Annotated in this window: 13 protein-coding genes, 1 tRNA gene and 1 pseudogene; 5 read left to right on the top strand and 10 right to left on the bottom strand. The window is 39.8% G+C overall.

Annotated elements, in window-relative coordinates; translation table 11 throughout:
* Position 1 precedes the first annotated feature (1 nt).
* The 3 genes from AAEZ22_RS17365 (at position 2) to AAEZ22_RS17355 (ending at position 3,614) form a co-directional block, all read left to right on the top strand.
* Positions 2-71: transfer RNA gene (locus AAEZ22_RS17365), tRNA-Glu, on the top strand.
* A gap of 284 nt (positions 72-355) precedes the next feature.
* Entirely contained in the window at positions 356-3,223 is a 2,868-nt protein-coding gene (locus tag AAEZ22_RS17360; RefSeq protein ID WP_352298178.1) for a M16 family metallopeptidase, read from the top strand.
* Positions 3,224-3,347: 124 nt separating this feature from the next.
* The gene (locus AAEZ22_RS17355) at positions 3,348-3,614 is read left to right on the top strand and encodes a DksA/TraR family C4-type zinc finger protein (protein WP_089367986.1); all 267 of its coding nucleotides are present in this window, start codon (positions 3,348-3,350) and stop codon (positions 3,612-3,614) included.
* Positions 3,615-3,668: 54 nt separating this feature from the next.
* Here the strand turns inward: AAEZ22_RS17355 and gloA are convergent, their stop codons facing one another.
* Positions 3,669-4,070 carry a lactoylglutathione lyase gene (gene gloA / locus AAEZ22_RS17350; protein ID WP_011327777.1) on the bottom strand — a complete coding sequence of 134 codons (402 nt, stop codon included), beginning with the start codon at positions 4,068-4,070 and terminating at the stop codon, positions 3,669-3,671.
* Positions 4,071-4,631: 561 nt separating this feature from the next.
* On the opposite strand from gloA, the gene AAEZ22_RS17345 reads away from it, so the two are divergent.
* Together AAEZ22_RS17345 and fbaA are read left to right on the top strand one after the other, a co-directional pair.
* Positions 4,632-4,766: a hypothetical protein gene (locus AAEZ22_RS17345; protein ID WP_011327778.1), complete on the top strand. Its 135-nt coding sequence runs from the start codon at positions 4,632-4,634 to the stop codon at positions 4,764-4,766.
* Positions 4,767-4,832: 66 nt separating this feature from the next.
* On the top strand, positions 4,833-5,915 hold the full coding sequence (fbaA, locus tag AAEZ22_RS17340; protein ID WP_011327779.1) for a class II fructose-bisphosphate aldolase: 1,083 nt from the start codon (positions 4,833-4,835) through the stop codon (positions 5,913-5,915).
* 232 nt (positions 5,916-6,147) lie between these two features.
* Here fbaA and AAEZ22_RS17335 read toward each other — a convergent pair whose 3' ends face one another.
* The 9 genes and pseudogenes from AAEZ22_RS17335 to AAEZ22_RS17295 form a co-directional block, all read right to left on the bottom strand.
* Positions 6,148-8,055: an aminotransferase class V-fold PLP-dependent enzyme gene (locus AAEZ22_RS17335; RefSeq protein ID WP_179806768.1), complete on the bottom strand. Its 1,908-nt coding sequence runs from the start codon at positions 8,053-8,055 to the stop codon at positions 6,148-6,150.
* A gap of 216 nt (positions 8,056-8,271) precedes the next feature.
* A complete protein-coding gene (locus tag AAEZ22_RS17330; RefSeq protein WP_182682106.1) occupies positions 8,272-8,700 on the bottom strand; it encodes a hypothetical protein in 429 nt (142 codons plus the stop codon).
* Complete coding sequence (locus tag AAEZ22_RS17325) at positions 8,684-9,157, bottom strand: type II toxin-antitoxin system HicB family antitoxin (protein ID WP_182682107.1); 474 nt, start codon at positions 9,155-9,157, stop codon at positions 8,684-8,686. Before AAEZ22_RS17325 ends, AAEZ22_RS17330 begins: the two co-directional genes overlap by 17 nt.
* The gene (locus AAEZ22_RS17320; RefSeq protein ID WP_182682108.1) at positions 9,147-9,398 is read right to left on the bottom strand and encodes a type II toxin-antitoxin system HicA family toxin; all 252 of its coding nucleotides are present in this window, start codon (positions 9,396-9,398) and stop codon (positions 9,147-9,149) included. The genes AAEZ22_RS17325 and AAEZ22_RS17320 overlap by 11 nt, the downstream gene beginning before the upstream one ends.
* Before the next feature lie 67 nt (positions 9,399-9,465).
* Complete coding sequence (gene nth, locus AAEZ22_RS17315) at positions 9,466-10,098, bottom strand: endonuclease III (RefSeq protein ID WP_352298173.1); 633 nt, start codon at positions 10,096-10,098, stop codon at positions 9,466-9,468.
* Between the two features lie 40 nt (positions 10,099-10,138).
* Positions 10,139-10,837, bottom strand: coding sequence for an electron transport complex subunit E (locus AAEZ22_RS17310; RefSeq protein ID WP_182683227.1), 699 nt, complete (start codon positions 10,835-10,837; stop codon positions 10,139-10,141).
* The gene (rsxG, locus tag AAEZ22_RS17305; protein WP_352298169.1) at positions 10,834-11,475 is read right to left on the bottom strand and encodes an electron transport complex subunit RsxG; all 642 of its coding nucleotides are present in this window, start codon (positions 11,473-11,475) and stop codon (positions 10,834-10,836) included. The genes AAEZ22_RS17310 and rsxG overlap by 4 nt, the downstream gene beginning before the upstream one ends.
* Complete coding sequence (gene rsxD, locus AAEZ22_RS17300; RefSeq protein WP_041454387.1) at positions 11,472-12,530, bottom strand: electron transport complex subunit RsxD; 1,059 nt, start codon at positions 12,528-12,530, stop codon at positions 11,472-11,474. Before rsxD ends, rsxG begins: the two co-directional genes overlap by 4 nt.
* A pseudogene (locus tag AAEZ22_RS17295) lies at positions 12,527-13,306 on the bottom strand (electron transport complex subunit RsxC); the annotation flags it as partial. The gene rsxD and the pseudogene AAEZ22_RS17295, both read right to left, overlap by 4 nt.

The following is a 13,306-nucleotide window of genomic DNA, read 5'->3' as shown; positions in this document are numbered from 1 at the left end:
CATCGTCTAGAGGCCTAGGACACCGCCCTTTCACGGCGGTAACAGGGGTTCGAATCCCCTTGGGGACGCCACTTACTTATTTTAAGTATTGTATAAAGCAGTGTGATACCAGACGTTCTATTCATGACGTTATCAAGAACAATTATATCTTGTAAATGCCGCTTAATTTATTTAATAAGCTAGTGCAGTGTTATAAGAATAAAACTACAAATTTATACCCTCATTTCACACTTCATTTTTATATCTATCTATTTACACTTCGTTACAAAACCAATCTTACAATTGTTCCATATTCCTTGTTGTACTTTTAATTAGTCTTTAAACTCATTGAGTTAATTTAAATATGGACTAAAAAATGAAACTCACAAAAATTGCACTCGCTGTTTTACTTGCATCAGGGTTAGCTGCATGTAATAGCTCAACTCAAGCTGTTGATAAAAATATTGTTACAGAAACATCAATTCCTGGCGTTACACTTATTGAATCAGTGAAATCTAATGCAGGTGAAATCAACATACCGTATAAAAAATATAAACTAGATAACGGTTTAACAGTAATTGTGCATGAGGATCATTCAGACCCCTTAGTACACGTTGATGTAACATACCATGTTGGTTCTGCTCGCGAAGAGTTGGGTAAGTCAGGCTTCGCTCACTTTTTTGAGCATATGATGTTTCAAGGTTCAGAAAATGTTGCTGATGAGGAACATTTTAAAATAATATCTGAAGCAGGCGGTACTTTAAATGGTACTACTAACTCAGATAGAACAAATTATTTTGAAACAGTACCTGTAAATCAATTAGAAAAGATGTTGTGGCTAGAAGCTGATCGAATGGGCTTTTTACTCGATGCTGTAACCCAAGAAAAATTTGAAGTACAACGCGAAACAGTAAAAAATGAGCGCGGCCAACGCGTTGATAATCGCCCCTATGGTCGCTTAGGTGAGCGTGTTGCTCAAGCAATGTACCCTGATGGTCATCCATATTCATGGCCTGTAATTGGTTTTATGGACGATCTTAATCGCGTAAATGTAAATGATTTAAAAGCATTCTTTTTAAAGTGGTATGGTCCTAATAATGCAACGCTTACTATTGGTGGCGACATCAACGCTAATGAAATACTGCCTTTAGTTACTAAATACTTTGCGCCAATCCCAAAAGGCCCTGAAATTCCTACAGTAGAAAAAACAGCTGTAACACTAGATGCTGATAGATATATTTCAATGGAAGATAAAGTTCATTTACCTTTATTAAGCATGAGCTTCCCAACGACTTACGCTCGCTCTGAAGATGAAGCACCACTGGATATACTTGCTGAAATATTAGGTGGTGGTAATAATTCATTACTATACAAAAACTTAGTTAAAACTCAACTTGCTGTTCAAGCAAGTGCAAATCACCCATGCCAAGAGTTAGCGTGTTCAATTAGTCTTTATGCTTTACCAAATCCTACAGCAGGGAAAACGTTAGCTGATATGGAAAAAATCATTCGTGATTCATTTGTTGAATTTGAAGAGCGAGGCGTTACACAAGATGATTTAGATAAAGTAAAAGCTAAAATAGAATCGGGTGCAATTTTTGGTCTGCAAAGCGTATCAGGTAAAGTCTCTCAACTAGCCGCGTCAGAAACATTTACTGGTAATCCAAACTCAGCTAAAGATGAGATTGCACGTTATAACAAAGTTACAAAAGCTGATGTAATGCGTGTTTTTAATCAATATATCAAAGATAAATCTGCCGTTATTATGAGTGTTGTGCCAGAAGGGCAGACACAACTTATAGCTGCCCCAGACAACTTTACTCCTAAAACGCATGATTTTGGAGGTCCATCTACAACTTCAGCTGATGATTTAGTGGCACGAAGAGCTGTTGATACATTTGACCGAAGTGTTCATCCAGAGGCCGGCGCAAATCCTGCTGTGGATGTTCCTGCACTTTGGCAAGCTAATACTGCAAACGGTATTAAAATATTAGGTACTCAAAGCACCGAAACGCCAACGACTGCTATTTTTATTAAAGTTCCGGGTGGCTTGTATAATGAACAAGCGAGTAAAGTGGGTTTATCGTCAATGACTGCATCGCTAATGAGTGAGGCTACGCAAAACTACACCACAGAGCAAATGAGTAACGCGCTTGAAAAGTTGGGTAGTCAAGTAAGCATATACGCTGATAAAACACATACAAATGTATATGTTTCTAGCTTAACTAAAAATCTAGATGCAACATTAAAGCTTGTAGAAGAAAAGTTATTTAAACCGGCATTTAATGCAGATGACTTTGAGCGTAATAAAAAGCAAAGCATTCAAAACATCCAACATTCAATGAAAGATGCAGGTTATTTAGCCTCTAATACGTATAGCAAATTACTATACGGAAATAACATAGCTTCACTACCAAGTAGCGGTACTGTTGAAAGTATAGAAGCCATTACGCTCGATGATGTTAAAGCTTTTTATAATGCAAACTTTAAACCGCAGGGTGCCCAAGTTATTATTGTTTCTGATTTAAAAGAATCAACAATTGAACCTAAAATTAAAGCTGCCCTTACAAACTGGCAGGGCAAAGCTTCAAGCGTTGATTTAAATTTTGCTGAGCCAAAAGTACAAACAAATGTAATTTATTTAGTTGATAAGCCTGGCGCACCGCAATCAGAAATTCGTATTGGTAAGCGTGGCATGGTTGAAGATATTACCGGTGAGTTTTTTAAAGCTAACTTAATGAACTTTGCATTGGGTGGCACGTTTAACAGCCGTATCAATCTAAATTTACGCGAAGATAAAGGCTACACTTATGGTGCTCGCTCTCATTTTTGGGGTGATAAAACATCAGGTGGCTTTACAGCCTCTGCAGCGGTGAGAGCAGATTCTACTGCTGCGTCTATTACAGAGTTTACCAACGAGCTTAATAACTACGCTCAAAATGGTGTAACAGACCAAGAGCTTATGTTTATGCGCAAAGCTATTAACCAAAAAGATGCGCTTAAATACGAAACACCTAATGCAAAACTTGGCTTTTTAGCACAAATATTAGAGTTTGATTTAAAACCTAGCTTTGTAAAAGAAAGAAATGAAATTGTTAGTAATATTAGCAAAGAAGAAGTTAACGCCTTAGCTAAAAAACATTTAAACACTAAAGAGATGATTTATTTAGTTGTTGGTGATGCCAAAACCTTGCGCCCTGAGCTTGAAAAGTTAGGCATGCAGGTGATTGATTACAGTTTATAACTGTTAAAATTAATCGATTAAAAACAAAAAGCCGCTACAAGCGGCTTTTTTGTTCTATTCAGTGCCAATAAAGCTGTTAATAGCTATTATAAGTATAAACGTCCAACTCATTAGGAGGTTATATATGGCAAGTGGATGGGCACGAGAAGGTGCAGTTCAAGATCAAATAGACGCAAGTGTTAACGATGCTGTTCAGTACGCTCGCAGTAATTTGGCTTCAGGCTCAAGTGCTGAGTTGTGCGAAGAATGTGATGCTGCGATCCCTCAAGCGCGTAGATTGGCGTTACCCGGTGTTCGTTATTGTGTTGCATGCCAGCAAGCAATTGAAGGCAAGAGCGCAACAGTGGGGGCTTTTAATCGCCGAGGCAGTAAAGACAGTCAATTGCGCTAAAAAAAGGTGCTAAAAGCACCTTTTTAATTTAAACCTACTTGCTTTAATACAAATTTAAAAACGACTCATATCTTCTTTTTTCTGAATAAGCTCAATTGCATAGCCATCAGGGTCTTTTACAAAAGCAATTTCAGTAGTACCACCTTTTACAGGCCCAGGTTCACGACTAACATTGCCACCGGCAGCTTTAATATCAGCACATGTTTTGTAAATATCATCAAATTCAATGGCTATATGGCCATAAGCATTGCCTAAGTCGTAACTGTCTTGATCCCAGTTATAGGTTAGCTCTAATACCGTATTGTCTTTTTCGTCTCCGTAACCAACAAAGGCTAAGGTATAACGATATTCTTCGTTATCTGCACGGCGTAACTCTTTCATCCCAAGTACTTTGGTATAAAATTCGATTGATTTTTCTAAATCAGCAACACGTAACATAGTGTGTAATAAACGCATTTAAGCACCCTTGGATTGTCTTTAAATTTAAAAAATACTGTTACAACATGACGAAGACTGCGCAAAATAGCGCTTATTATAAAAGTAAGCTGAAACTCATTTTTATAATATATCGCATGTTTGCTTAGCAGCTACTTTGGCCATACACAGAGTAAAACACTGCAATTTGAGACTCAAAATATAATTGCGTATTCAGCGCAGGCCAGAAAATATAACAGTAGTAAGTCTTGATGCACATTCTATGGTTTTCATATAGATTTGCAATACATCTAGGTTGCACAACCTCTTAAACAACTTCACTATGGCATTTATTTAGCGTGCAGAATCTAATTGCTCTGTTTCTACTAAGGCGCAAGCTTAGTTGAGGTATTAAAAGCAATAAAAACACCAGCCGAAGCGTAAAGTAGGTACAGGTACAGTCATAAATACAGCTATACTAGAGCAAGTATGTGCAGTGGGTACCGATTTAATAGGTACAACTGCTACGTAACCAAAATCACTCAGCAAACTTGTTAACTGTAATGTGCCAGTATTGCCCGGTGTTTTTAATACCGTGATATTATGGCGTTAAAATACGGCTTTGATGAGCAAAAACATTTTCCGCCATCTTTGTGTGATGGTATTGATTTTTTATCGGCTGTATTTTTTGCTCTGTTAGTTTTTGCCGTAACAGGCGTTGCTAAAAAGGGTGAGTAGAGCAACAAAACTGGTGAGCAATTACAGATGCTTGTATAAAAGCTTTAAAACAGTAAGGAACCTATAATGAATTATTTAGCTACAACTATTCAACCCGGCGTTATAGTTGGCGATGAAGTAAGTGCGGTATATAAGCATGCCCGAACAAATCAATATGCATTACCTGCAGTTAACGTTGTTAGTACCTCGTCTATAAATGCAACTCTTGAAGCCGCGCAAACAATGAAGTCACCGGTTATCATTCAACTTTCAAATGGTGGAGCGCAGTTTTTTTGTGGTAAGGGCTTGTCGCTACCTGAACACCAAGGGGCTGTACTTGGCGCGGTTAGTGCTGCTAAGTATGTTCACTCTGTTGCTAAGCATTATGGCGTAGCGGTTATGCTGCATACCGATCATGCTTCAAAAAAATTATTACCGTGGATTGATGGTTTATTAGATGAAGGCGAGCAGCATTTTGCACTTACTGGCAAGCCGCTTTTTAGTTCGCACATGATCGATCTTTCAGAAGAATCTTTAGAAGAAAATATTGAAATATGTGAACGTTACTTAGCGCGCATGGCAAAAATAGGCATGACCCTAGAAATTGAACTAGGATGTACCGGTGGTGAAGAAGACGGGGTGGATAACTCACATCTCGATAGCTCTGCGCTTTATACCCAGCCAGAAGATGTAGCTTACGCTTACGAGCGCTTAAGTCGTATTAGTCCAAACTTTATTATAGCGGCGTCATTTGGCAATGTTCATGGGGTATATAAACCGGGTAATGTTGTGCTTACTCCTACTATATTAAAAGACTCACAGGCCTATGTAGCAAAACAATTTGGCTTAGAGCATAACGCAATCAATTTTGTGTTTCATGGCGGTAGTGGCTCTGAGTACGATAAAATTGCAGAGTCGTTAACATACGGCGTAGTAAAAATGAATATCGATACAGATACGCAGTGGGCGTGTTGGAACGGTATTTTAAACTATTACCAAGACAAACAAGCGTATTTACAAGGGCAAATTGGTAACCCAGAAGGGGACGACAAGCCTAATAAAAAATACTATGATCCTCGCGTATGGCTTCGTCATACAGAGCAGCATATGGCCGCAAGACTAGAGCAATGTTTTAACGATTTAAATTGTGTAAATCGGTACAGCTCATAAAAATAGCTTGTTAGTAAGCTAAGGTAAGTTACTCGGTATGTTAGGCTCAACAGATCTGTTGAGCCTTTTAATACTAATAACACCGTTTTCTATGGCTAAGCTATTTATTCGTTAAATAAAATACAGCTAAACATTAAAATAGTAATTCAAAAATTAACTCAATAACGCTTTATACAGCAGCAATGCCTAGCGACACAGCTGCTCAGTAAAAAGACTATGACCAAAAGACGCCTTACTTCTTAACCTTGCCTTTAAGAACATAGATCTCGCCATCGAAGCTTCCCTGAATCGTCAATCCTTGTCCCGCTAACTCTTTCAGATACTCTATATGATCTTCAGTTATATGCTGCCCCGGAACCAACAGTGGGATGCCCGGTGGATATGGCGTAACTAAACCGGCACAAATGCGGTTGTTACTTTTGCTAATAGGCACAGATTCGCGTTCGCCATAAAATGCATCGCTTGGAATACACGCTAGGTCGATGGCAGGTAAATTCTCCGGCAAGCGGGAGCGACGCGTCGATGTTGACAGTTTTACCTTACCGCTGTCGAGTTTTTTTAATGCATTGTACAGACGAATGATCTTCGAACGCGTACCTCCAAGCGTCAGTAAAACCAAGATAGTGCTGTGAGTGTATTTTTCTATTTCTAGCCCAATTTCATCCAGCAAGAATTTATGAATATCTTTTAACGAATAAGGCAATTGACTAATATCGATGAGAATTTTTAGTGGATCATGGCCCATATTGTCTCCGCTAAAATGCGGAAATATTTCCATAAAGTCTTGCTTACCAAGCACTTTAATATGGTTAAGCGAGGCCATTTGTTGTTTAAATTCTTCCACATGTTTTAACAAGGCATTGAGCAGCTTATAGCCTTCCATTTCTAATTGCTTTTGGCACACGTCAAGCGACGCTATAAGTTGATACTTCGGCGATGTGCTGGCGTATATGCTGTAAATTTCTCGAAAGAAATCGGCATCAAAATCAGGATCGTTAATATGAATATAAGACGCCTGAGAAAACGCCGATACCACTTTATGCGCAGAATGGGTGATATAGTCGGCCCCAGCATGAATGGCAGAATAATAGCGTAAGCTGGGATGAAAAAGGGAGTAAGCAAACCACGCTTCGTCGATAAACACTTTAATACCATGTTGATGGGCAAAAGCTACCACTTGTTTCAGATCGCTAAGTAGGCCATCGTAAGTGCAACCAGTGAGAACCAGCAATTTTGCATCGGTATTTTGCTCGATCGCCTGCTTTATGTCGGCCAACGAAGGTGGTGCGAAGATCCCATATTTAGGATTTAAAATACTCGATAAATAAATAGGAAAACTAGCTGATTGCAATATGCCATAGTGCACAGATTTATGACAATTTCGGTCGATGATTACTTTATCGCCCTTGCGCAGCAATGTCTGCAAAATGATTTTATTTGAGGTAGATGAACCGTTCGTAACGAAATAGGTATGCTTAACTTCAAACGTCGCCGCTGCTGATTCTTGAGCACGGCCAATGGTATTGGTACTGTCTGACAATGAACCTAACGAATCGACTGAAACCGACAGGTCGCCAACAAATACATTACGGCCATAAAACTGATAAAAATCTTTGATATAAGGGGAGTTTCTAAAGCTAGAACCGCCGCTATGGCCAGGTGTGTGCCATGAATCGTTTGCTTCGCCAACATAACGGCGATATGCCGTCCAGAATGGGGTTTCTCCTCGATCATCGAAGTCGTTGATCATATAACCTAATATAGCTTCTGGGTCAGAAATCACCTCATCTTTAAAAAAGAAAGACTCAATTTCCCCCGACTCGTTAACTATTTCTAACCCTTTCGTGTCGTCGCCGATTACATACACAGGCAACTCGATACGGATCCCTTTTAACTGCTCGATAAAGCGACTATATGTTCTCTCGCCCTTGTTGTGTACATCCCAACTGAGAACCACAGCTTGAATATCACCATCTTCCTCTACATATTCCAACGCTTGCTTTAAATCAAGACATTCAATTATGTCGATATGAACATCATTTCGCTCAAAGTTAGGGATCGTTTTCGACAGATTCGTTGAAAGCTCTTGCAAGATGATAGGGTCTTGCTCAATTAACAAGATTCGCAGTAAAGGTAACATAGGCGTTTTCGCAATAAAATTTCATAATGTTTAGTAGCATAACCAAAGGATTGATACTTGTGAAATTAATAGTTTGAAAATGTTCTAATAATTATTCTATTTCATTGACACGGCTGTTGAAATTTTAGGATTAAAATTAGTTCAATCTAGATGATATTTAATTGCGGTGTGGGGTTTGTAACTTGTAGTGGCCACATAAAGTGGCCAAGAGGTACTTTATGGTTGAAGAGGGATTTTAATACTTCTAAACCGTGTATCCATTAAAAATTTATTTATGTATTCATTCATATAAAAATGAGCATCTTTTTCAAAGTACCACTCATTACCATCATGAAGCTTTTGGAATTGCCCTAAATCATACTTAGAATGGTACGCTAAAGAAAATTCTGAACTGAAGTTAAATAATTCGGTTTTGTCATCACACTCATCTATTGTGTCACTACCATCGTTATTAATATAACCTTTTACAGTAATAAAATAAGATACTTCATATATTTCATCTTTGACCGCAGTAATTTTTGGTATAGAAAGCTCGATAGTCACAAAGCCATCACTGTTAGCTACGTTTAAACTTTCGATTTGCTCAGATTCTTTGAAAACAAAAGAGGATATTTTTTTTCCTGCAAGATTAATGGCTTCTAACATTATTTTCACCTTTCAACGTTGTGTGAGTAGACCTAAGCCAATCCATATCTGCATGAATAGGTAATCTAGTTAACTCTTTTACTTCAGCAGCTGAATTAATTGTTAAATTAATATTGGTAGTATTAGATAACCTATTTTCAATAGACTTTGATACGTATTGGTTTAATGTTTCTCCGCATGCTGTTGCGGCGTATGCTGCTTCTTTATGAAGCAGGGGCGTAACTCGAATATTGAATGACCCTTTAAAAGGTTTATCAGGTTCTTTTCCTAGGATTTTACAAGTGTCTAGGTAATCATCAACAGAGTTATGAAACTCATTGATTAATTCAGGTAAAGTATCTGCACCAAAAACAATACTATCCCTGATATGCTCGATACGTCCTACAAGACACTCATCTTCAATTGAAAAATCAATTGAAGCTAAATAGCCTTTATATGATATGGATTTATTGCTCATTACGATAATCCTTTATTAACTGAATTGCTTCTTTAATGACATACTGTTTCACTTCATTTCCAGGATGAGGCTCATGCCAGCTGGCATAAAGGCTCATTTCTTTATTAATAAATTTTCTCCTAGAACCACTCCCTTCAAGAATTTCAAAGCCTAAACCTTCCATAATTGAGCACAAATCTTTCCAAATAAATGTTTTAGGCTTGGTTAATAATTTTGCGATTAACTTTTCTTGTTTACCCATAATATAGATGTCCATTCCTGAGGGTGCAACTATATATTAGTTGCAAAATATGTCAATTAGTTCATTTTTATTCAGTCTTATCTTTAAACTCACACAAGTCTTCAATAATACAGCTGCCACACTTTGGTTTACGCGCTACGCAGGTGTAGCGCCCGTGAAGAATCAACCAGTGATGTACGTCTACTTTAAATTCTTTTGGTACAACCTTTTCAAGCTTTTGTTCTACAGCGACAACATCTTTACCCATGGCAAGCTTGGTACGGTTAGATACACGAAATATATGTGTATCCACGGCTATTACAGGCCAGCCAAAGGCTGTGTTGAGTACTACGTTTGCGGTTTTACGGCCAACGCCAGGTAGGGCTTCTAGTGCTTCTCGGTTTTCGGGAACTATGCTGTTGTGTTCATCCACCAAAATTTGGCACATTTTGTAAACGTTTGCCGCTTTAGAATTAAATAAGCCGATGGTTTTTATATAATCTCGCAGTGTATCGTGGCCTAAATCTAAAATGGCTTGTGGTGTGTTAGCCACAGGGAACAACTTTCGAGTGGCTTTATTAACGCCTACATCGGTTGCTTGCGCTGAGAGCGTTACAGCGACAAGTAACTCAAACGGGCTTGAGTATTCAAGCTCGGTTTCTGGGTGCGGGTTATCGTCGCGTAAGCGAGTAAGAATTTGGTGGCGTTTTTCTTTATTCATATTACTTAAGCGCACACCTTATTAATGTGCGCTTTTCCTATTAAGTTAAGCTAGTAACACGAGCACGAGGGCCTTTTTCAGCCTCTGGCGGTGCAATTTGCTTTGATTTTATTTGTGCGTCAATTACATTTTTAGCGGCAATAAGTAGCCCAAGACCTAAAAAGGCACCCGGTGGTAAAATTGCGAGTAAAAATTGATTATCAAAGCTAAATACTTCAATGCGTAGGCTTTGTGCCCAAGGGCCAAGTAACAAGTCGGCGGCATCAAATAAAGTGCCTTGCCCAATTAGCTCGCGCATTGCGCCTAAAACAACAAGCACAATCATAAATCCCAAACCCATCATTAGCCCATCAAACGCCGATAAGTGAACTGGGTTTTTAGACGCGTATGCTTCAGCGCGACCAATAATGGCGCAGTTAGTAACAATTAACGGAATAAAAATACCTAACGACTGATAAAGCCCATAGGTATAAGCGTTCATTAATAGCTGCACTATAGTTACAAAGCCGGCAATAATCATGACAAATACCGGTATACGAATATCTTTAGGTACCCAGTTTCGCACTATTGATACACTAATGTTAGAACCCACTAAAACAAGCAGTGTAGCCAGCCCTAAGCCAAGTGCGTTAGTAATGGTAGACGTAACAGCAAGCAGTGGGCAAAGGCCTAATAGCTGTACTAGGGCAGGGTTGTTGACCCACATACCGTCTTTATATAGTGTTTTTAATTCACTCATTTAGTTACCTCTACACATTGGGCATTAGGTGCTGCAAAAATAGCATCAAATTCACTTTGAGCAAATAATACGGCATTTTTTACCGAGCCAACCACAGCGCGAGGTGTAATAGTTGCACCGGTAAATTGATCAAACTGGCCACCGTCTTTTTTAACCGCCCAACGTGCATCGCTACTGCTTTGTACAGTTAACGTTTTAAAGCTAGTGATCCACGGTGATTTTTTAACTTCTACTTTATCGCCAAGGCCTGGGGTTTCTTCGTGCTTAGTGGTACGCACACCGGCAATACTACCGTCACTTAAAACCGCGGTAAGTAAGTTAATATCACCACTGTAACCACTTGGCGTTACATGCCTTACAATAAGGGCTACAGGTTCATTATTTTTACGGGCACGGTAAACTATTTGATTAGCGTAAGGGCCTAGTCGTTCATCTGAAATAATAACGCAATCTGTTGATAGCTCGTTGTCGTAAGTACTCGGGTCGAGCACTTCTTGTAATTGCGAAGTAAGGTGCAATAGCTCTTGCTCTGCTATTTTATCGGCGGTAAGCATATTAATAGAGGCAACCAGCCCTGTAGTCACTAATGCAAAAGCAGTTAAAATAGCGCCGTTTTTAGCCATAGAGGATAGTATCATTTTGCTGCTCCGTGGCCATAAGTGCGCGGCTGTGTGTAGTAGTCAATTAAGGGAACAGCAATATTGAGCAGTAATACACTAAAAGCAACAGCATCAGGGAAGCCACCAAAGGTGCGAATTAAATACACTAATAAGCCAATAGCTGCGCCATAAATTAAGCGCCCTTTATTGGTAGTGGCAGCCGACACCGGATCGGTAGCAATAAAAAATGCAGCCATCATAGTGGCACCACTTAATAGATGAAATATTATACCAGGCTCTGTACCGGGCGCTGCTATATAACCTATGCCACTGCACAGTGCTAAGCTTGCAATAAAACTTACTGGGATATGCCAGTTAATTATTTTTTCTTTTAAAAGGTATAAACCACCGGCTAAAAAGCCTAAGTTAACCCACACCCATCCATGTCCAGCCCACTCATTAAATATCGGCTTTTGCATGCTTTCGGTTACGGTTAAACCATGGGCAATATCTGTTTTAATAGTGTCCAGTGGGGTTGCCATAGTAATGCCATCTATACCTGCACGTACTTGATCTAAACTAAAACCGGTGGCAGTAAAGTCGGTAAAAACAACCCTAAGCTGCTCGGTAAAACCAATCGGAGTATTTAATAACTCGGTAATTGGCATCCACGCGGTCATTTGTACCGGAAACGAAATTAATAATAATACATAAGCGGCCATAGCAGGGTTAAATAAATTAAACCCTAAACCACCATAGAGCTGCTTAACTATAACGATGGCAAATAAACAGCCAATAATAACTATCCACCAAGGGGCTAATGGCGGAATGCTCAATGCAAGTAGTACTGCGCTAAGCCACGCGCTGCCATCACTTAACGCAGGCCAAACGGGGCGTTTGCGAAGTAGCATTACTGCAGCTTCAAATACACTTACAGCAATCAGCGCTAATATGAGCTGAATAAGCACACCTGTACCAAAAAAGATGATCTGAGCAATTAGCCCAGGAATACACGCAGCAATAACGCAAAGCATTAATCGGGTTAACGATTTATGGCTATGGCTGTGAGGCGAACTGGCCATGGTTAATTTCACGACTGATCATTTCCTTCTTTTTGAGACTTTTTGGCTTTTGCTCGAGCAATAGCAGCAGCTACTGCGGCTTTTTTCTTGTCATCGTTCGCTTTAGGCTCGTCGGCTTTAGTACTAGATGCGGCGTCGTTATTCTCAACAGCGCTCGTTACTTGCGCATCATCAGTTGTACTTTCAGCATCGGCTAATGCTTTTGCGGCCTTTTTCGCTTTGGCGCGAGCAATGGCTGCGGCTACAGCGGCTTTTTTGTCATCAACGGGTACATCGTTTTGCGGTGTATCGTCAGTTGTACTTTCAGCATCGGCTAATGCTTTTGCGGCCTTTTTCGCTTTGGCGCGAGCAATGGCTGCGGCTACAGCAGCTTTTTTGTCATCAACGGGTGCATCGTTTTGCGGTGTATCGTCTGTTGTACTTTCAGCATCGGCTAATGCTTTAGCGGCTTTTTTCGCTTTGGCGCGAGCAATGGCAGCGGCTACAGCAGCTTTTTTGTCATCAACGGAGGCCTCGTTTTGCAGCGCATCATCAGTTGTACTTTCAGCGTCTGCTAATTGCGCGGCCTTTTTAGCTTTGGCGCGAGCAATGGCAGCGGCTACAGCAGCTTTTTTGTCATCAACGGGGGCCTCGTTTTGCGGTGCATCGTCAGTTGTACTTTCAGCGTTTGCTAGTTGTGCGGCCTTTTTAGCTTTAGCGCGAGCTATGGCTGCGGCTACAGCAGCTTTTTTGTCATCAACGGGGGCCTCGTTTTGCGGTGCATCGTCAGTTGTACTTTCAGCGTTTGC

It is taken from the genome of Pseudoalteromonas sp. 20-MNA-CIBAN-0454 (assembly GCF_040308685.1).
GTDB classification, from domain to species: Bacteria; Pseudomonadota; Gammaproteobacteria; order Enterobacterales; family Alteromonadaceae; genus Pseudoalteromonas; species Pseudoalteromonas nigrifaciens.
The sequence above is the reverse complement of the archived record's forward strand: the minus strand, read 5'-3'. Positions and strand labels throughout refer to the sequence as shown.